The organism is Achromobacter spanius (genome assembly GCF_002966795.1).
Taxonomy (GTDB): domain Bacteria; phylum Pseudomonadota; class Gammaproteobacteria; order Burkholderiales; family Burkholderiaceae_B; genus Achromobacter; species Achromobacter spanius_D.
In genome coordinates this window covers 4,300,536-4,318,335 of the sequence record NZ_CP023270.1, presented here as the reverse complement: position 1 = coordinate 4,318,335, position 17,800 = coordinate 4,300,536, and the positions used below count along the sequence as shown (strand labels likewise).

Below are 17,800 nucleotides of genomic sequence, written 5' to 3'. Positions count from 1 at the left end.
ACTATTGGAGGTGCATGATGGAAAGCAGTACTCCCAAGAAGCTAGGATTGCTTGCCCTGACGGGCATGGTGGTAGGGTCGATGATCGGCGCCGGGATCTTTTCGCTGCCCAGAACCTTTGGCGGCGCGACGGGCGTGGTCGGGGCCGTCATCGCGTGGATCATCGCGGGCGCGGGCATGTACACGCTGGCGCGCGTGTTCCAGTCGCTGGCCGAGCGCAAGCCCGACCTTGACGCAGGCGTCTTCGCCTACGCCAAGGCCGGGTTTGGCGACTACCTCGGCTTTCTATCCGCGTTCGGCTACTGGATCGGCAGCTGCATCGGCAACGTGTCGTACTGGGTGCTGATCAAATCCACGCTGGGCGCCTTCTTTCCCATCTTCGGCGACGGCAACACGGTCATCGCCATCGCCGTGGCGTCCGTGGGGATCTGGCTGTTCCACTTCATGATCCTGCGCGGGGTGCAGCAGGCGGCGTTCATCAACGCCGTGGTGACGGTAGCCAAGATCATCCCGATCGTGGTGTTCATCATCGTGCTGTTCGTGGCGTTCAAGCTTGACCTCTTCCGCATCAATTTCTGGGGCGAGATGAGCGGCTACGGCCTGTTCGAGCAGGTGCGGCGAACCATGCTGGTGACCGTCTTCGTCTTTCTCGGCATCGAGGGCGCCAGCGTGTATTCGCGCTTTGCGTCCCAGCGTTCGCACGTGGGGGTGGCCACGCTGATCGGCTTTGTGACGGCGCTGCTGCTGATGGTGCTGGTCTCGCTGCTGCCGTATGCCGCCATGCAACAGAGCGACATCGCCGCGCTGCGCCAGCCGTCCATGGCCGGGGTGCTGGAGTCTGTCGTCGGGCCGTGGGGCGCGGTGTTCGTCAGCGTGGGCCTCTTGATCTCGGTGCTGGGCGCGTACCTGGCCTGGTCGCTGATCTGCGCGGAAGTGATGCATGCGGCCTCCAAGAACGAAGACATGCCGCGCGCATTCGCCCGCGAAAACAAGAATGGCGTGCCGGTCGTGGCGCTGTGGGTGACCAACATCATCGTGCAGCTCTTCGTCATCAGCACGTACTGGTCGCGCGACGCCTTCTCGCTGATGCTGAGCCTGACCAGCGCGATGTCGCTGATTCCCTATCTGCTGGTGGCGGGATTTGGCTGGCAGCTCGCCAAGCGCGGCGAGACCTATGTCGGCGGCAAGGACCAGAAGCGCGATCTGACGCTTGCCAGCATCGCGGCCGTCTACACCCTCTTCATGATCTTCGCCGGCGGCCTGAAGTTCCTGCTGCTGTCGGCGCTGTTGTATGCGCCCGGGTCGGTCCTGTACTTCTGGGCCCGGCGCGAGCAGGGCCGGAAATTCTTCACCGGTTGGGAGTTGGTCGTTTTCATCGTGGCATGCGTCGGAGCCGTGGCCGCCATCGTCGGCCTCATCTACGGCTGGATTGCCATCTAACGTCTGGGAGCTAGTCATGGCTGATACCGAGGAATTTGGAGTCCATTCAGAAGTTGGGCAATTGCGCACGGTGATGGTCTGCGCGCCGGGACGCGCCCACGAAAGATTGACGCCGACCAATTGCGATCAACTGCTGTTTGACGATGTCATGTGGGTCGACAACGCGAAGCGCGACCATTTCGACTTCATGACGAAAATGCGGGACCGCGGCGTGGACGTCGTGGAAATGCACAACCTGCTGGCCGAAACGGTCGCGATACCCGAAGCGAAGAAGTGGATCCTGGACAACCAGGTCGTGGCGAACCAGGTGGGCCTGGGCCTGCTGGACGAGATCCGCAGCTACCTGGACGGCCTGCCGGCGCGCAAGCTGGCCGAGACCCTGATCGGCGGGCTGTCGACCGAGGAATTCCCCGAGTCGATCGGCGGCGAACAGCTCATGCTCATCAAGGAGGCCGCCGGCGTCACGGAATACCTGCTGCCGCCGCTGCCCAACACGCTGTACACGCGCGACACCACTTGCTGGATCTACGGCGGCGTCACGCTCAATCCGCTGTATTGGCCCGCGCGGCACGAAGAGACGATCCTCACGTCGTCGATCTACAAGTTCCATCCGCGCTTTGCCGGCAAGGTGAACGTCTGGTGGGGCGATCCCACGGCCGATCACGGGCTCGCGACGCTGGAAGGGGGCGATGTCATGCCCATCGGCAACCGCACGGTGATGATCGGTATGAGCGAACGCACGTCGCGCCAGGCCATCAGCCAGCTGGCGTCCAGCCTGTTTGCGAAAGAGGCGGCGGACCGGGTGATCGTGGCGGCCATGCCCAAACTGCGCGCGGCCATGCACCTGGATACCGTGCTGACCTTCGCGGACCGCGATTGCGTGCTGATGTACCCGGACATCGTCAAAAACGTCCAGGCCTTTTCGTACCGGCCGGGCAGCGCCCCGGGGTCGCTGGAGCTGCACAAGGACAAGGGGTCGCTGGTGGACGTGATCGGCGAGGCGCTAGGCGTCAAGAAGATGCGCGTCGTCGAGACCGGCGGCAACGCCTATGTGCGCGAACGCACGCAGTGGGACAGCGGCGCCAACCTGGTCTGCATCTCGCCCGGGGTCGTGCTGGCGTATGACCGCAACGTCTACACCAACACGCTGCTGCGCAAGGCGGGTGTCGAGGTCATCACCTTTGTCGGAGCCGAACTCGGCCGGGGCCGCGGCGGCGGGCACTGCATGACGTGCCCGATCTTGCGGGATCCCGCGTAGCGGGCACGCCCGCGCGCGGCCGTCCCGGCGGGGGGCGGCCGCGCCGGCGCGTAACCACCGGATCGCTTTCAGGAGAAGATCGTGAGCGGGGAAACTGCCAAACTTTCTCGCATGGCGCTGGCCGCCATGGTGGTGGGGTCGATGGTGGGGGCGGGGATCTTTTCGCTGCCCAGCGTCTTTGCGCGCAATACCGGGCCGGTGGGCGGCCTGGTCGCCTGGGCCATTGCCGGCACGGGCATGTTGACGCTGGCCATGGTCTTCCAGTTCCTGTCGCGCCGGCGCCCCGATCTGGACGCGGGCATCTTCGCGTATGCCAAGGCCGGATTCGGGCTGTACCTGGGTTTTTTGGCGGCGCTGGGCTATTGGACGGCCGCCTGCCTGGGCAACGTCAGTTACTTCGTCATCTTCAAGGGGACGCTGGGCGCCGTGCTGCCGTTCTTCGGCGACGGCGATACCGTGTCGGCCGTGCTGGTGTCGTCGGTGCTGCTGTGGTCAACCCATTTCCTGATCCTGCGGGGCATCCGGCAGGCCGCGGGCATGAACACGATCGTCACCATCGCCAAGGTGGTGCCCATTGCCATCTTCATCGCCTTCGCCGCGTTTGCCGTGGACCTGGACGTGCTGCGCGCCAACATCGCCGAAGGGCTCAGCGGCGAGGGCAAGGGCAATCTCTTCGAGCAGGTGCGCAACACGATGCTCGTCACGGTGTTCGTGTTCCTGGGGGTGGAGGGCGCCAGCGTCTATTCCCGTTACGCCAAGCGGCGCGAGGACGTGGCGGTGGCCACCATCGTGGGATTCCTGCTGGTGCTGGCGCTGCTGGTGCTGGTGACGATGCTGTCGTATGGGGTGCTGCCGCGCGCGGAACTGGCGTCGCTGCGCAATCCGTCGATGGCGGGTGTGCTGCGGGCGGTGGTTGGGCCGTGGGGCAGCATGCTGGTCAGCGTGGGGCTGATGGTGTCGGTGGCGGGCGCCTACCTGGCGTGGATTCTGCTGGCTGCGGAAGTGCTGCGCGCCGCGGCGGGCGCGGGCATCATGCCGTCGGTCCTGGCGCGCGAGAACCGTCATGGCGTGCCCGCGGCGGCGCTGTGGCTCAGCAATGGCATCGTGCAGCTCTTTCTGATCGTCACGCTCTTCACCGAGGACACCTTCGTGCTCCTGAAGAACATGGCCAGTTCGATGAGCCTGATTCCGTACTTCTTCGTGGCGGCGTTCGGCCTGATGCTGGCGCTGCGCGGCGAAACCTATGACGGCTGGAGCCGGCGGCGCAAGATCGAGCTGGGGCTGGCGGTAGCGGCCACGGTCTATGCGGCCGGACTGGTGTATGCGGGCGGCTTCCGGTATTTCGTCCTGTCGTGCGTCATCTACGCGCCCGGCACCATCCTCTTTCTGATTTCGCGCCGGGAGCAGCGGGGCAACATCTTCGCCCCGTACGAGTGGCCGATCCTGCTGATCGTGCTGGTGTCCTGCGGCATCGGCGTGTGGGCGATCAGCACGGGCAGCACGGCGTTCTAACCGACAGGACAAGGGCAGCACGGCAATGAGCAGCGAACTGGCGATTGTCCTCACCATCCTTTGCGCGGCGGTCGTGCTGTTCGTCATCGGGCGGCCCCGTTCGGACGCCGTGGCGCTGCTGGTCATGCTGCTGCTGCCGCTGAGCGGCACGGTGACCTACCGCGAGGCGCTGGACGGCTTTTCGAATCCCGCCATCATCCTGATCGCATGCCTCTTCGTGGTCGGCGAGGGGTTGGTCCGCACCGGCGTCGCGCAGGCCGTGGGCGATCTGCTGCTGCGGCACGGCGGCAAGAGCGAGGGCTGGCTGGTGCTGCTGGTGATGGGGGCGGTGGGGTCGATGGGCGCCGTGATGAGCTCCACGGCCGTGGTCGCCATCTTCATTCCCATCGTGCTGCGGATCGCGCGCAAGTCCGGCATGGCCGCCCGACGGATCTTGATGCCCATGGGCACGGCGGCGGCCATCAGCGGCATGCTGACGCTGGTGGCGACCACGCCCAACCTGGTGCTCAACAGCGCGCTGGGCTACGCGGGCTATGAGGGATTCGGCTTCTTCGACTTCACGCCGATTGGCGTCGTCGTGCTGGCGGGCGGCATTGCCTACATGCTGTTTGCGCGCAAGCTGATCGACGCCGGGCAGGGGCCGCGCGCGTTGAACCGGCCCAGCTTGGGCGATTGGGCCACCAAGTATTCTCTGCAAAATCGGGCATGCCGCTTGGTGGTGCAGGACGACTCCGACCTCGTGGGGCGCCAGCTCGGGCTGTGGGCGGGCGAACTCGGCAAGGCGGCGTTCGTCATCGCGATCGAGCGCAACACGCGGTTTGCGCGGGCCGTCATGCGCCCGACGGCGGACGACGTGCTGGAGGCGGGCGACATCCTTCTGCTCGACATGGATTCAGAGGGCTTCGATATCGACGGCTTCTGCGGACGGCATCACCTGAAGCGGCTGGCGATGTCCGGCGTGTACTTCACGGACCAGGCCCGCGACGTGGGCATGGTCGAGGTCATCATCCCGTCGGAATCGCGCCTGGTCGGCGCGAATGCGCGCGACTCCGTGGTGCTGGCGAGGCATGGGCTGTTTGTCGTCGGGCTGTGGCGCGGCAAGGAGGCCAAGCGCGACCTGCCGGACGTGAAGATGCGCGTGGGCGACACGCTGCTGGTGGTGGGGCCGTGGGCGGGCATTTTTTCCCTGCAGGCGGAAGAGCACGATCTGGTCAGCCTGGCGATGCCGGTTGAGGCCGATTCGCTGGTGCCGGTCCAAAACCGCGCCATCCACGCGCTGTTCTCGCTGGCGACGGTAGTGTTCCTGATGCTGACCGACTGGGTGCCCAACGTGATGGCGGGGCTGATCGGCGCCCTGATGATGGGCCTTTTCGGCTGCGTGACGCTGGACGTGGCGTACCGGTCCATCAATTGGCGGGCGCTGATACTGATCGTGGGCATGCTGCCGTTTGCGTTGGCGCTCAAGCGCAGCGGCGGCGTGGATCTCGCCGCGCAGTTCCTGCTGCACTATTCGGGCGATTGGGGCATCTACGGGCAGTTGGCGCTTGTTTTCGTGGCGACGGTGACGCTGGGCGTGGTGGTGTCGGGAACGGCCACGGCCGTGCTGATGGGCCCCGTTGCGATCAGCATCGCCGAAAGCCTGCACGCCTCGCCCTATGCGTTTGCGATGACGGTGGCCATCGCGTCGTCCGCGGCGTTCATGTCGCCGGTGTCCACGCCCTCCAATGCGCTGGTCAGCGTGGCCGGCGGCTTCGGGTTTGCCGATTACCTGAAGATCGGAACGCCATTGGCCTTGTTTTCCCTGGTGGTCAGCGTGACGCTGATTCCAATTCTGTTTCCGTCCTGAGGGCGGATGACCCCATTCAGAGGTTCGATCATGTCTGTCAGGACTGGCATTGCAATCACGGCCGCATCGCTGATGCTTGGCGCTTCGCTGGCGCATTCCCATGGCCTGCCCGCGGCGCCGGATGCGCCGCCGCCGACCGCGCAGGCCGCGCCGGATTCGCGGATCCTGTTTGAGAACGTGCGCATCTTCGATGGCCTGTCGGGCGACCTGAGCCCTGCGAGCAGCGTGCTGGTCCACGGCAACGTCATCGAGAAAGTGTCCAGGGACAAGATTGCCGCTGACGGCGCGCGCGTCATCGACGGCGGCGGCCGCACGCTGATGCCGGGGCTGATCGACATGCACTGGCACAGCATGTTCGTGGGCGTGCCGATTGCGGTGGCGATGACGCAGGACCCCACGTATCTCAACATCGTCGCGGGCGTGGAGGCGAAAAAGACGCTGATGCGGGGCTTCACCACGGTGCGCGACCTGGGCGGCTCGGCCTTCAGTCTGAAACTGGCAGTCGACCAGGGCGTGATCCCGGGGCCGCGCATCTACCCGTCAGGCGCGATGATCAGTGTGACCAGCGGGCATGGCGATTTCCGCTCGATGGCGGACCTGCCGCGCACCCTGGGCGCGCCGGCGTCGCGGCACGACCTGGCGGGCGACAGCACCATCGCCGACAGCCCCGACGAAGTGCGCCTGCGCACGCGCGAACAGCTCATGCAGGGCGCGACGCAGATCAAGCTGACCGGCGGCGGCGGCGTGTCGTCGCCGCACAGCCCGCTGGATGTCGTGACGTTCACCGAACCGGAACTGCGCGCGGCTGTGGACGCCGCGACGGACTGGGGCACCTACGTGGCGGTGCACGCCTACACGCCCACGGCTATCCAGCGCGCCATCAAGGCGGGGGTGCAGAGCATCGAGCACGGCAGCATGATGGACGAGGAAACGGCGCAGTTGATGGCCCGTTCCGGCGTATGGCTGAGCACGCAACCCTTTCCGGACGAACTGGCCGACGCCTTTCCGCGCGGCTCGGACCAATGGCAAAAGGCGCAGGAGGTCTTTGCCGGCACCGATCGCACCTACCAGTTGGCGATCAAGCACAAGCTCAAGACCGCGTTCGGCACGGACATCCTGTTTTCAAGCCAGCTGGCCGAGCAGCAGGGCAGGATCCTGGCGAGCCTGACGCGGTGGTACACCCCCGCGCAGACGCTCATCATGGCAACCGGCACGAACGCGGAGCTGCTGAAACTGTCAGGCAAGCGCAATCCCTATCGCGGCGACCTGGGCGTCGTGCGCGAAGGCGCGCTGGCCGACCTGCTGCTGGTCGATGGCGACCCGATTCAGGACATCAAGCTGATCGGCGATCCGGACAAGAACTTCCTGGTCATCATGAAGGACGGGGTGATCTACAAAGATGCGGTGCCGGCCCGCTGAGTGCCTGGTCGATGCCCGGCACGCCGCGCCGGATGCTGCGCGAGTAGCCGGCGGGATCGGCGGTGGCGCGGGCGCGGTCCGTGTAGCGGCCCCGGCGCCGGTATTCGCCGGCGCTGTCCGCCCCGCGCAGCGCATTGAGCTTGTACAGATATTCCGGCAGGTAGCCCGACAACAGCTGGCGGTAGTCCATCGGCAATCCCGGCACGATGCGCCGCGCCATCTGGAACACGATCGACGTGCAGTTGGCGGTCAGCGTGTGATAGAAGCGGGGCGTGGTGCGCAGCCGGTTGGCGGCGTGCACGTAGGCAAGAAAGAGTTCGCGCGGCGCGCCCTTGGGCATGTGGATGCGGTACAGGTAGCCGTCTTCGCCCCGGACGTTCGTGCGCACGCGCAGGCAGTCTGCTTCGGTCGCGGCGATCACGCTCAGTTCGTACTGCTTGAAGAAGCCGCCGATCTCCGAAAACCGGTCGCCCTGCTTGCGGCGGATTTCCACCGAGAACACCACGTGATCGTCGTTGCCGAAGCCGAACGACACTAGCGCGTGGGCGATGGCTGGATGGCCCCAGTACGACAGGGCGACGTCCACCGATTGCAGCGAGTCCAGCGCATAACGGCGGGTTTCCCAGCGGGGCGTAAAGTCGGTGCGCGAACGCCAATCGAAGTTGCGCACGTTGTGCAGCGTGACGGTGCTGCCATCGACGTCGCCACGGGTTTGGCGGGCGACCTCGGCAATCCAGGGGCGGTTGTTGGACGGACGGATGCGCAGCCACCACACCAGCAGAATGGCCAACGCCGCGCCATGCAGCACCAGGCCCGGCCACCAGCGCGGCCACGCCAGTCCGGCGATGGCGGCCAACGCCAACAGCACCCATGCCAGCACCACGACCCGCTTCCATACCGATGAAAGCGGCGCGCGGATCCACAATGCCAGCGCACCCCAGCTTGTTTCCAGCGCAATGGCGATGCCCAACAGGATGGAAACTGCCATTGCGCTCCTTGTACGGCGGTAGCGCCGCGCACTGCGATCAGAAGGTTCCTACCGTGACCAGCTGGTCGGATTCGAACATGGCGGCCGGGGAGATGATGGGTTCTTCCCACGGGATGTTCTTGCCGTAGCGTTCCCGCATCTTGGTCTGCACGGCCGGCGATGCGAGATCGAAGCTCTTCAGCGGCGCCAGCGCGCCTACCTTCACGTCCAGCACGCGCTGATAGATCTTCCACACCAGTTCGGAGCAGTAGATCTGATCGTCCGACCAGGCGAACACCAGATCGTACGGCTTGCCGACGTAGGCGGCGCCGGCCTTCGCCAGCCGATCGCGTACGTCAGGCGTCAGCAGCGACGTGTCGCGCAGCCGCTTGACCACGTAATGGCCGCGCTCGCCTTGCGCGGCCCATTGGGAGAGGGGGGTGTAGCTGACGCGTGCGGCGGCCTCAAGCACGTAGGGCTTGCCTTGGCGCGTCACGATCATGCCCATGTGGCTGTAGGGCGAGTGCGTGGCCTGCTGGATGGCCAGGCTTTGCGCCGACCGGGACTGCTGGAACACCATGTCGCCCGTCTGGATGTCGGGCGCTGCGGCGGCGGCCATGGACAGCGCAGATAGCGCCGTCAGCGCGGCCGTACAGACCTTTGCCGCAAGCCTCACGGGCGAGCCCGTCCGGTCGCAGGTGTCTGCTTTTTTGCGCGAGGCTTGGGCGCGGGTTTTTCTTCCTTGGGCGGCGTGTCGAACTCTTGTTTGTTGCGTTCGCCGCGAGGCGTGTTTTCAGGGTGGGGTTTGGGAAATGCCCAGGGCTTCGTTTTCTGATCCATTGCATGTACTCCTTGCACAGGCGGAACAGTAGCATTAGCCGGCGGCCCTGGGTAAGTGAGGGTTGACGTCAATATTCATCACATCGTGATATGAAGGCGAAAAATGTCCGCCGCGCGTCATTTGGTCTTAGGTATTTCCGAGACCCAGATGCGGTCAAATTGCTCACGGACGCGGCGCGCCCAATCGTCGATGGCGCCTTGCACGTCAGCCGCGGTTGGCTTGCGGTTTTCCGGCAGGTTGCTGCCCGTGACCGCGCCCAACGACGCGATCAGCAATTGATTGGTGGTGGCATCGCGCGCAGAGGCTTCGATCAGCAGCCGCGCCGATTGGTCGCGCAGGCCTGCGGCCTTGGCGGTCTGGCCCAGCACATAACCGATCGGCACGTACTCGCCTGGCCGCGGATCGCGGTCGTTGCGGAAGGTGCCGGTAATGGCGGCGCGCAGCCGCACCGAACGCGGCGCGGGCGCGGATATCAGTTGATAACCGGCCTGCGTGAACTCCCGGCGCAGGGCGGCGTTCATGTAGGCCAGCACGCGCTGGCGCATCTGGGCGTCGTCCCGGAAGTCCAGTTCGTCCGGCCGGTCGCCCGGGATATAGGTCACGTCTTCCAGGAGCAGCTTTTTGTCGAACTGGCTGCCGATCGGCGGACCCGGCCGTACCCAGATGCGGCCGCCGCTCCAGTTCGGGTCCTGCTGAAGCTGGCTTTGCGGTTCGCCCAGCGCGGTGGAATAGTCCTGGGCCTTGGGCAGATTGGTGCAGCCGGCCAGTCCGATGAGCGCGCAGCAGGCCGCGCGCAGTGCGAGGTTGGGCTTCATGGCTTTTCCCTTGTCAGAAAAACGGCGCCCGCGTAAAGGCAGGCGCAAAACCGGCGCGATCCATGCTGGGCATTATCTGCCCGAACCGCGCGATGGCAAGGCAATTTTTCAAATACGGAAAGCGGTGGGGCGCGGCCGCCACATCATCCTTCTGGCCATGTGAAAACGCTGTCGTACCGGCCCCGGCCAGCGCTACGATGAGCGGGTGCACATAGAAGGGGGGAGACATCTATGGACACCGCCAACGAATGGTATGCCGCGGTCAAGGAATGGCAGCGGGCACGTGACGAACTGACTGATGCAATCGCCGCGATTCAGTGGCCGAATCCCACGCCTGGTTGCCTGGAAAACTACGACCGCGCCTTCGCGCATGAAACCGAGGCTCGCGAGCGCATGAATGCCGCCTATGGGCGATCCCGACGTTAGCGCCCAAATGGCATGACCCGGCGTCTGGCGGCGCGCCATGGGCATGGCTCCATGAAAGGCTGATTGTGTGGCTCTTTCAGTAGTGCCACGCGCGCGGTATGTTGTCGCTTTCCTACCCTTTTGCCCGCGCCGCCATCATGTATCTGCCGTCCGCCTTCCGCGAAGATTCGCTGGACATCCAGCACGAGTTCATCCGCGCCCACCCGCTAGGGGTCGTCTTCACCAGCGGAGAGGGCGGGCTGATGGCCAATCACATCCCCTGTCTGCTCTATCCCGACGGCCCGCACGGCGTCCTGCGCCTGCACGTGGCGCGCGCCAACCCGCAGCTTGCCGAGCTGGCCGCGGGGCGCGAATGTCTGGTGGCCTTTCATGGCGCGCAGGCCTACATCACGCCGTCCTGGTATGCGACCAAGGCGGAAACGCACAAGGTCGTGCCGACCTGGAACTTCGTGGCCGTGCACGTGTGGGGCACGCCGGTGATCCAGGACGATCCGGCCTGGCTGCGCGCCCAGCTCGAGGCGCTGACCAACAGCCAGGAGAAAGCGCGCGTCCAGCCGTGGCGCGTGGACGAGGCGCCGGCCGACTTCATTGCGGCGCAGATGCGCGCCATTGTCGGCATCGAGATTCCCATTGCGCGCATCGAAGGCAAGTGGAAGGTCAGCCAGAACCGCAACGCGGCGGATCGCGAGGGCGTGGCCGAAGGCCTGGTCAGCGAACGCGGCGATGCGGTCATGGCCGGTCTGGTCGCACGGCGCGGCGGCAACGCCTGACGGATCAGCGCACGCCGCGCTTCGCGTGCGCGCCACGGCCGGCCGCAAAGCACGCGATGGCGGCGGCTTGCAGCAGGGCAGCCGCCAACAGAAAGCCGGGCAGCGCCAACCCGGACGGCTGCAGCAGTGAACGCAGCGCGCCGAATGCTGCGGGCGCAAAGGCGTAAGCGCCTTGCGACAGCGCGACGATCAGCGGCACCACGCGCGCCGCCTGCTCGCGGGCGAATTCCGTCTGCGCGATCAGGGGCGGCAGCGACGTGGCGTTGCCGATACCCGACCCGAACAGCACGACGCCCGCCCACACCGCCCACGGGTGGTTGGCGGCCAGCATCAGCACCAGCGACCCGGCAATCTGCACGGCATACGCCACGCAGGCGATCTTGCGGCGGTCGGCCCCCGGCGGCATCAGCCAGCCGACGAGCGAGCGGCCCGCGATGGCGCTGGCCGTCGCCAGCCCCATCGCCAAGCCTGCCGTCTGCGCGCCCAATAGCGGCGCCAGCAGCGACAGCAGGTGCGCGATCAAACCGATCTGGGCGAAGAGCCCCAGCGCCATGCCGGCGGCCAGCGTCACGAATGCCCGGTCGTGGCGCAGCTTGGCCGCAAGCGCGGGTGCGGGCGGCGCGGCGCTTAAAGGTTGGCCGGACGACGCTTTGCCCGACGGATCGCCGCCCGACGGATCGCCGTCCGGCGCCTGGCCGAGCTGCTGCGGGGTGACCTTGAACACCTTGTGCGACAGCACGGCAATAACGGCGACCATCGTCACGCCGATCCACAGCGCTGCCTGCGCGAAGCCGGCCTGCGCGATCAGGAACACCCACAGCGGCGAAAAGACGATGCCGCCCACGCTGGCGCCGTTGTATGCCATGCCCAGGGGGGCGGGGCGCCGGCGGACGAACCAGGGGGCGATCAGCGCGTTGACGGCGGCGGCGCCCAGCGTCACCCAGCCCATTCCGCTTAACACTGCGGCGGCATAAAGCTGCCACGGCGCCTGCGCCGCCGCCCATCCCGCCACGCCCAGCGCCAGCAGCGCGGCGCCGCCGGCAGTCGTGCGGGCGACGCCGATGCGCCGGTATAAGCGCGGCAGATTGGCCACCACCAGCGTGCCCGCCAGAAAATGCAGCGTGACCGCGCCCGACACCAGTCCGACGCTCCAGCCGGTGCGCTGGACGACGGCGTGCAGGAATACCGGCGGCCCGTAAAAGCCCACGCCCCAGCCGAAAACGGCAAGCACGAAAGTGGCGCAAAGGACTTTCCAGCCGAAAAATGAAGGGGAGGCGGTCATGGCAGGACAGGGCTGATGTCGGTTTCGTTGAGGCGAAGTATGCTTACGCCCTACACACAACACTTTGGTCCATCCCGAATCATGGATTCCGAGTTCGCCGACATCAACCTGTCCGCCGTCGCGGGCGCCATCGCCGACCCCGCGCGCGCCCGCATGCTGTGCGTGCTGCTGGACGGCCGCGCGCGCACCGCCACGGAACTGGCCGCGGCCGCCGACATCGGCGCGTCCACGGCCAGCAGCCATTTCCAGCGCCTGCGCGATCAGGGCCTGGTCGAGATGGCCGTGCAGGGCAAGCATCGCTACTACCGGCTGGCCAGCGGCGAAGTCGGCCACGCGTTGGAAGCCCTGCTGGTGATGGCCGGCGCCGAGCGCTCGCCATTCAAGCCGACCACGCCTTCCGCGCTGCGCGACAGCCGCACCTGCTACGACCACATGGCCGGCACGCTGGCCGTGCGAATCCATGACGCGATGCTGGCCCGGCACTGGTTGCAGCCGGACGGCCGCGATTACCTGCTGACGCCGCTGGGCGAGGCTTCGCTCGCGCAGGTGGGCGTGGATGCCGCTCACGCGCGTCAGCGCCGCCGCCGCTTCGCCTGCGCATGCCTCGACTGGAGCGAGCGCCGATCGCATCTGGGCGGCGCGCTGGGCGCGGCGCTGCTCGATGCGCTCTTGGCCCGCGGCTGGATCAGCAAGGATCTGGACTCGCGCGCGCTGCGCATCACGGCCAAGGGCGAACGCCAGTTTCCGGCCTTCTTCGGCCTTGCCGGCGATCAGCCCGCACCACAAAGGGACGCGCATGCAGCAGCCTGATCGCTTCCTTCTCGCCTCGCCCGATCCTTACCGCCCCAACCGGCGGTGTACCCGCACACAAGCTTTCAAGCCGCGGATGCGGCTTTTTTTACGTCTTCCCGTCCCGCGCGGACAACTCTTCAACCCTGCACAGGAGGTGGCCTTGCCTACGCTGGCCCTGCACGCGTTCCGTCACGTCATGTCGATCGTGACGGAACTGCGCATCGACGTTAACCATAGTCCCCAAGAGGTCGACAAGGAACTCGATGCCATCCACAACCGCATGAATCGTCCGATGGACCGTCTGCATGGATTGCCGGAGGTCAAGACCGACATCCCCGGCATCGTGCTTCGCTACCGCGAGGCCGACGGCGAGTATTACATGTATGTGGTGGACGTGCGGCGCGGCCGGGTGGCGGGCTATACGGTCTTCAACCGCCTGATCGAGGTGGGACGGCGCGCCGATCCCTATGTGCGTGCCCCGCATTCGAAATATGCGGCGCCATACCAGGGCATGGGGCTGGCGACGGCGGTGTACCGCTGGGCGCTGGATGCGGGGCTGTGCATCCTCAGCGGCGCGCGTCAATCGGTCGGCGCGCATCGCCTGTGGATGGGGCTGGCGCGCGACTATCCGCTGGGTTTCGTGGACCTGCGTTGCAAGCAGCTCACGTATCTGGGGCCGACGGTCAGTGCGACGGTGCGCGAAGACCTGCACACCCGCATGTTTCTGCTGGGCCGGGGCTGGCAGCTGGACGATTACAGGTGTGCTACAGGGATGAAACTGTCCCAGGATGCGCTTTCGCAACAGGCCCTAGGGTAATCCCCCGGAAACCGCGTCCGATGCGGCATCGATCGCAAGCGGTGCCGCCCCGCAAGCCGCGTCAGCATTACCTTTCGGCGGAAATGCGGTTTTGATTCCCAGCATTTGAGAAACGGGGACGCGCTTGCGGCAGCGCAACAGTGTTTCCAGTTTCTGCTTGAGTTACAAAACTTATCCGAAGTGTCATCAAATCACGGAGTATGCTCGACGGCAGATAGAGGACTACCGAAGTGCATCAGAACAACTTGATCTACAAGGGATACCGCCTCACGGCCAAGGTCTCCCGGGGCAGCGGCGCTATCGAAGTTCCGGCGCAAGCCAGTGGCCCCGTCTTCATCGCATCGGTGATGGTCGTGCAGGCAGGCTCCATCCTTGAAGGCGGCGACGAATATCCCGTACCGCAATTTGCCGGGGGTGGCTTTGTCTACAGCCCACGCGAGGCCGTCCACGCAGCCATCGTGCATGGCCGCGAGATCGTGGACGGCCTGACCAATCTGCCTTCCTGACTCCCTGCAGCCGTGACGGCTAGGACGAAAACACCTCACGCCAGTCGCGAGTCTTGGCCAGCGTCTGCACGGTGGCGGACTGCTCCAGAATCGTCACGGCTTTCTTGAATTCTTCGGCCGACGCGCCGTCTTCCAGAATCACCATGCGCGAGTTGCGCGCATCGGCCATCTTTACGTCCGACATCTTGCCGTGGGTCTGATAGACCTGCGTCCAGTCCATCTTCTTGCCGGCCTTCAAGGCAATCGGTTCGATGTAAGTCAGGGCGGTGCTGCCCGCCGCGCGCACCGCATACGCGAAGTCCGCCGTGTGACCGCTGCTGCCCTTGGCGCGCGCGCCCTTGACCATGCGGTTCACGCCCACGCCTTCGGCCAGCGCGCGTCCCACCTGGGCGCGGAAGCGCAGTTGGCTGAAACGCGGCATCCACTTGGCGCATTGAAACGACAGCGCCATTGCCAGCTTGACCGCGTCCCACAACGCTTCCTGCAACTGCTCGTTCGGACCCGACGCCACGATGGCGCCCGACCGGTCGAAGTGGGCAAGGGTGACGCCCGGCGTCTCGTTCAGGATGTCGATGCGCTTGGCTGCCACGTCGATGCCGAAGCTCGACGCGTGCATCGCGGTCTCACAGGCGTCGGTCAGGTAGAACGACGACTCGTCGGGATGCGCGATGAAGAAGGCGGCATGCTGCCCATCAAGGCCCAGCGTCATGGGCGACACGGCGCGGATGGCGAATTCGCCCGCCGGCAGGACGGTCCAGCCGGAGGCTTCCAGAAAATTGCTCATAGGATCAGTTCGATTTGGCGGCCTTTGAGGGGATGCGCAAAGCCGCCGGCCAGCGTCAGGTTCGCTCGCGGCAGGAAATACTGCATCAGCGCCGCGATGGTGTCCAGCGCGGGCACGACGGGCTCGGCATAGCCTTCGCCTTCCTCGACCCAGATGTGCTCATGGCTGCGGTCGGCCAGCGGCTTGCGGTACTGCGGCCGGTCCGCGCCGACCAGGCTGGTGTGAAACGAGTCGTCGGTGTCGACGCCGTACACCCGGTGCGGACCTACGAACAGGCTGGCACAGAACGCCTCGGTCAGAAAGATGGTGGCCTGTCCGTGCACGGCCGTGCGGGCGCCACGGTACATGACGCGAAAAATCACGTCCTCACGCACGTCGCCCTTGATCTTGCAGGGGCTGCTGAACTCCATCCACTGCGGGCTGCCCGCGGCCGGCTTCGGGATCCAGAGGATCGGCTTCGCGGTTTCCTTGGGTTCGGCAAGAATCTCTTGCACCTCATCAACGGTGATTAGCGGTTCGAACTTGTTGGCCATGGAAACAGATAAAGGGTCTTGGGGGCGCGCGGGCAAACCTGCGAGGGGCAAGCGCTGCGCCCGCCGCGCCGCGGAAAGAGAAACACGCGCGCGCAGCATTGCGAGGGGGCGTAATCTTACAAGATGAAGACGGCCGGGGTCAGTTGGCTGTATGGATATACAGTTCAAGCAGCAGCGCCTGTGCTGGCCAGCGCAGGCCTCCAACCAGAACGGGCCGGATCAGAGCGACGTCGCGCCAAACGTGTCGCACTGCTTGATGCTGCCGCTTTCCAGGCCGCGCTTGAACCAGCGCACGCGCTGCGCCGAGCTGCCGTGCGTGAAGGCATCGGGCACGACATACCCCTGGCTCTGCTTCTGCAGCCGGTCATCGCCGATGGCCGTGGCCGCTGCCAGCGCTTCCTCGACGTCGCCGCCTTCGAGGATGTTGCGCGCCGCATCCGCGCGCTGCGCCCATAGGCCGGCAAAGCAATCCGCTTGCAGTTCCAGGCGCACCGACAGCGCATTGGCCTGCGAAGGGTTCCGGCGGCGCAGTTGATCCACCTGGTCCGAAATGCCCAGCAGGTGCTGCACATGATGGCCGACTTCATGTGCGATCACATACGCCTGCGCGAAATCGCCGGGCGCCTTGAACCGGTTCTGCAGTTCGTCAAAGAACGACAGGTCTATATAGACCTTGCTGTCGCCCGGGCAGTAGAACGGCCCCATGGCCGATTGCCCGGTGCCGCAAGCCGTGGGCGTGGCGCCGCGAAAGAGCACCAGCTTGGGCTCGACGTACTGGCGGTTCAGTTCCTTTTGGAAGATGGTGTTCCACACATCCTCGGTTTCGCCCAGCACCTTGGACACGAAAACGGCCTGCGGATCGTTGGCCGGGGGAGCCGTCGCGGGCGCTTGCTGCTGCACCGCCGGGCCTTCGGCCATATCCAGGACCACGCGGGGATCAACACCGAAGTACATTGCGACAAGGGCAAGTACTATCGTGCCTATGCCGATGGTGCCGCGGCCCCCGATTCGCGGGCCGCCAGAACGGCGGTCTTCCACATTGTTGCTCTGGCGCGAATTTCCAAGGCGCATGTTCGTTCTCCGGGGCGGATCGGCGATACCGCCATTTTGCATCGCCGCGCAATTGAGCGGCCTTCAAGGATGTTAGGATAAACCCATGGCTTTGTACTTCTCTGTCCACCCTGCAAATCCCCAGCCGCGGCTGCTCAAGCAAGCCGCGCAATGGCTTAATGACGGGGGCCTGGTAGCCGTGCCCACCGACTCCAGTTACGCCGTCGTCGCCCGCCTGGACGACAAAAGCGCCGCCGACGGGCTGCGCCGCCTGCGCGGACTGGACGAACGCCACCACCTTACGGTCCTGTGCCGCGACCTGGCCGAAATCGGCCACTTCGCCCGCGTCGACAACAAGCAATACCGCTTGCTGAAGGCCGCGACGCCCGGCCCCTGGACCTTCATCCTCGAGGCCACCAAGGAAGTCCCGCGGCGCGTATCGCACCCTTCGCGCAAGACCATCGGCATCCGCGTGCCGGATCACGCCGTCCTCCTGGGCCTGCTGGAACAGGCGGGCTCGCCCCTGCTGTCCACGACGCTCATCCCCAAGGACGAAACCGAGGCTTTGAACGACGCCGAGGAAATCCGCGAGCGCTACGACCACGATCTGGCCGCCATTATCGATGCGGGCGCTTGCCCGCAGGCGCCCACCACGGTGATTGACCTCACGGGCGAAGAACCCGTTGTCGTGCGTCTGGGCCGCGGCGATCCCGCTACCCTCGGACTTGTCTGATTCCTCCCTT

At 65.8% G+C, this 17,800-nt stretch carries 19 protein-coding genes; 12 read left to right on the top strand and 7 right to left on the bottom strand.

Annotated features, from left to right (window positions below):
- The first annotated feature begins 17 nt into the window (after positions 1-17).
- The 5 genes from CLM73_RS19475 to CLM73_RS19455 all read left to right on the top strand — a co-directional run bounded on the left by CLM73_RS19475 (position 18) and on the right by CLM73_RS19455 (position 7,474).
- A complete protein-coding gene (locus tag CLM73_RS19475) occupies positions 18-1,439 on the top strand; it encodes a basic amino acid/polyamine antiporter (protein WP_105239830.1) in 1,422 nt (473 codons plus the stop codon).
- Positions 1,440-1,455: 16 nt separating this feature from the next.
- Positions 1,456-2,697 (top strand): arginine deiminase, encoded by a 1,242-nt coding sequence (gene arcA, locus CLM73_RS19470; protein WP_105239829.1) that lies wholly within the window; start codon positions 1,456-1,458, stop codon positions 2,695-2,697.
- Between the two features lie 81 nt (positions 2,698-2,778).
- Positions 2,779-4,209 carry a basic amino acid/polyamine antiporter gene (locus CLM73_RS19465; protein ID WP_325048237.1) on the top strand — a complete coding sequence of 477 codons (1,431 nt, stop codon included), beginning with the start codon at positions 2,779-2,781 and terminating at the stop codon, positions 4,207-4,209.
- Between the two features lie 25 nt (positions 4,210-4,234).
- Positions 4,235-6,055, top strand: a complete 1,821-nt coding sequence (locus CLM73_RS19460) for an SLC13 family permease (RefSeq protein ID WP_105239827.1) — start codon at positions 4,235-4,237, stop codon at positions 6,053-6,055.
- A gap of 30 nt (positions 6,056-6,085) precedes the next feature.
- Complete coding sequence (locus CLM73_RS19455) at positions 6,086-7,474, top strand: metal-dependent hydrolase family protein (RefSeq protein ID WP_234015679.1); 1,389 nt, start codon at positions 6,086-6,088, stop codon at positions 7,472-7,474.
- Here the strand turns inward: CLM73_RS19455 and CLM73_RS19450 are convergent.
- The 3 genes from CLM73_RS19450 to CLM73_RS19440 all read right to left on the bottom strand — a co-directional run bounded on the left by CLM73_RS19450 (position 7,428) and on the right by CLM73_RS19440 (position 10,097).
- Positions 7,428-8,462, bottom strand: a complete 1,035-nt coding sequence (locus tag CLM73_RS19450) for a DUF4105 domain-containing protein (RefSeq protein ID WP_105239826.1) — start codon at positions 8,460-8,462, stop codon at positions 7,428-7,430. The genes CLM73_RS19455 and CLM73_RS19450 overlap by 47 nt on opposite strands.
- A 37-nt stretch (positions 8,463-8,499) precedes the next feature.
- Positions 8,500-9,117 carry a YiiX family permuted papain-like enzyme gene (locus CLM73_RS19445; RefSeq protein WP_158685889.1) on the bottom strand — a complete coding sequence of 206 codons (618 nt, stop codon included), beginning with the start codon at positions 9,115-9,117 and terminating at the stop codon, positions 8,500-8,502.
- Between the two features lie 281 nt (positions 9,118-9,398).
- On the bottom strand, positions 9,399-10,097 hold the full coding sequence (locus CLM73_RS19440) for a DUF3313 domain-containing protein (RefSeq protein ID WP_105239825.1): 699 nt from the start codon (positions 10,095-10,097) through the stop codon (positions 9,399-9,401).
- Between CLM73_RS19440 and CLM73_RS28970 the strand changes: the two genes are divergently transcribed.
- The 3 genes from CLM73_RS28970 (at position 10,096) to CLM73_RS19425 (ending at position 11,293) form a co-directional block, all read left to right on the top strand.
- Positions 10,096-10,260 (top strand): hypothetical protein, encoded by a 165-nt coding sequence (locus tag CLM73_RS28970; RefSeq protein WP_158685888.1) that lies wholly within the window; start codon positions 10,096-10,098, stop codon positions 10,258-10,260. The genes CLM73_RS19440 and CLM73_RS28970 overlap by 2 nt on opposite strands.
- 68 nt (positions 10,261-10,328) lie before the next feature.
- Positions 10,329-10,523: a hypothetical protein gene (locus tag CLM73_RS19430; RefSeq protein ID WP_105239823.1), complete on the top strand. Its 195-nt coding sequence runs from the start codon at positions 10,329-10,331 to the stop codon at positions 10,521-10,523.
- A gap of 137 nt (positions 10,524-10,660) precedes the next feature.
- Complete coding sequence (locus tag CLM73_RS19425; RefSeq protein ID WP_105241611.1) at positions 10,661-11,293, top strand: FMN-binding negative transcriptional regulator; 633 nt, start codon at positions 10,661-10,663, stop codon at positions 11,291-11,293.
- Positions 11,294-11,297: 4 nt separating this feature from the next.
- Here CLM73_RS19425 and CLM73_RS19420 read toward each other — a convergent pair whose 3' ends face one another.
- Positions 11,298-12,575 carry an MFS transporter gene (locus CLM73_RS19420; protein ID WP_105239822.1) on the bottom strand — a complete coding sequence of 426 codons (1,278 nt, stop codon included), beginning with the start codon at positions 12,573-12,575 and terminating at the stop codon, positions 11,298-11,300.
- 81 nt (positions 12,576-12,656) lie between these two features.
- On the opposite strand from CLM73_RS19420, the gene CLM73_RS19415 reads away from it, so the two are divergent.
- The 3 genes from CLM73_RS19415 to CLM73_RS19405 all read left to right on the top strand — a co-directional run bounded on the left by CLM73_RS19415 (position 12,657) and on the right by CLM73_RS19405 (position 14,690).
- Positions 12,657-13,385 carry an ArsR/SmtB family transcription factor gene (locus tag CLM73_RS19415; RefSeq protein ID WP_105239821.1) on the top strand — a complete coding sequence of 243 codons (729 nt, stop codon included), beginning with the start codon at positions 12,657-12,659 and terminating at the stop codon, positions 13,383-13,385.
- A gap of 142 nt (positions 13,386-13,527) precedes the next feature.
- A complete protein-coding gene (locus CLM73_RS19410; protein WP_105239820.1) occupies positions 13,528-14,184 on the top strand; it encodes an N-acetyltransferase in 657 nt (218 codons plus the stop codon).
- 230 nt (positions 14,185-14,414) lie between these two features.
- The gene (locus tag CLM73_RS19405; protein ID WP_105239819.1) at positions 14,415-14,690 is read left to right on the top strand and encodes a hypothetical protein; all 276 of its coding nucleotides are present in this window, start codon (positions 14,415-14,417) and stop codon (positions 14,688-14,690) included.
- A gap of 19 nt (positions 14,691-14,709) precedes the next feature.
- Here the strand turns inward: CLM73_RS19405 and CLM73_RS19400 are convergent, their stop codons facing one another.
- The 3 genes from CLM73_RS19400 to CLM73_RS19390 all read right to left on the bottom strand — a co-directional run bounded on the left by CLM73_RS19400 (position 14,710) and on the right by CLM73_RS19390 (position 17,078).
- Positions 14,710-15,474, bottom strand: coding sequence for a DUF1828 domain-containing protein (locus tag CLM73_RS19400; protein ID WP_105239818.1), 765 nt, complete (start codon positions 15,472-15,474; stop codon positions 14,710-14,712).
- Positions 15,471-16,007, bottom strand: coding sequence for a hypothetical protein (locus CLM73_RS19395; protein WP_199778173.1), 537 nt, complete (start codon positions 16,005-16,007; stop codon positions 15,471-15,473). Before CLM73_RS19395 ends, CLM73_RS19400 begins: the two co-directional genes overlap by 4 nt.
- A 219-nt stretch (positions 16,008-16,226) precedes the next feature.
- On the bottom strand, positions 16,227-17,078 hold the full coding sequence (locus CLM73_RS19390) for a neutral zinc metallopeptidase (protein WP_105239817.1): 852 nt from the start codon (positions 17,076-17,078) through the stop codon (positions 16,227-16,229).
- A gap of 85 nt (positions 17,079-17,163) precedes the next feature.
- Between CLM73_RS19390 and CLM73_RS19385 the strand changes: the two genes are divergently transcribed.
- Positions 17,164-17,790 carry an L-threonylcarbamoyladenylate synthase gene (locus CLM73_RS19385; protein ID WP_105239816.1) on the top strand — a complete coding sequence of 209 codons (627 nt, stop codon included), beginning with the start codon at positions 17,164-17,166 and terminating at the stop codon, positions 17,788-17,790.
- The last annotated feature ends 10 nt before the right edge of the window (positions 17,791-17,800 follow it).

Coding starts and splice junctions, on each gene's coding strand:
- CLM73_RS19415 (WP_105239821.1), top strand. CDS start 12,657: ATGGATTCCGAGTTCGCCGACATCAACCTGTCCGCCGTCGCGGGCGCC.
- CLM73_RS19440 (WP_105239825.1), bottom strand. CDS start 10,097: ATGAAGCCCAACCTCGCACTGCGCGCGGCCTGCTGCGCGCTCATCGGA.
- CLM73_RS19420 (WP_105239822.1), bottom strand. CDS start 12,575: ATGACCGCCTCCCCTTCATTTTTCGGCTGGAAAGTCCTTTGCGCCACT.
- CLM73_RS19395 (WP_199778173.1), bottom strand. CDS start 16,007: ATGGCCAACAAGTTCGAACCGCTAATCACCGTTGATGAGGTGCAAGAG.
- CLM73_RS19450 (WP_105239826.1), bottom strand. CDS start 8,462: ATGGCAGTTTCCATCCTGTTGGGCATCGCCATTGCGCTGGAAACAAGC.
- CLM73_RS28970 (WP_158685888.1), top strand. CDS start 10,096: ATGGCTTTTCCCTTGTCAGAAAAACGGCGCCCGCGTAAAGGCAGGCGC.
- CLM73_RS19455 (WP_234015679.1), top strand. CDS start 6,086: ATGTCTGTCAGGACTGGCATTGCAATCACGGCCGCATCGCTGATGCTT.
- CLM73_RS19390 (WP_105239817.1), bottom strand. CDS start 17,078: ATGCGCCTTGGAAATTCGCGCCAGAGCAACAATGTGGAAGACCGCCGT.
- CLM73_RS19475 (WP_105239830.1), top strand. CDS start 18: ATGGAAAGCAGTACTCCCAAGAAGCTAGGATTGCTTGCCCTGACGGGC.
- CLM73_RS19400 (WP_105239818.1), bottom strand. CDS start 15,474: ATGAGCAATTTTCTGGAAGCCTCCGGCTGGACCGTCCTGCCGGCGGGC.
- arcA (WP_105239829.1), top strand. CDS start 1,456: ATGGCTGATACCGAGGAATTTGGAGTCCATTCAGAAGTTGGGCAATTG.
- CLM73_RS19425 (WP_105241611.1), top strand. CDS start 10,661: ATGTATCTGCCGTCCGCCTTCCGCGAAGATTCGCTGGACATCCAGCAC.
- CLM73_RS19385 (WP_105239816.1), top strand. CDS start 17,164: ATGGCTTTGTACTTCTCTGTCCACCCTGCAAATCCCCAGCCGCGGCTG.
- CLM73_RS19430 (WP_105239823.1), top strand. CDS start 10,329: ATGGACACCGCCAACGAATGGTATGCCGCGGTCAAGGAATGGCAGCGG.
- CLM73_RS19460 (WP_105239827.1), top strand. CDS start 4,235: ATGAGCAGCGAACTGGCGATTGTCCTCACCATCCTTTGCGCGGCGGTC.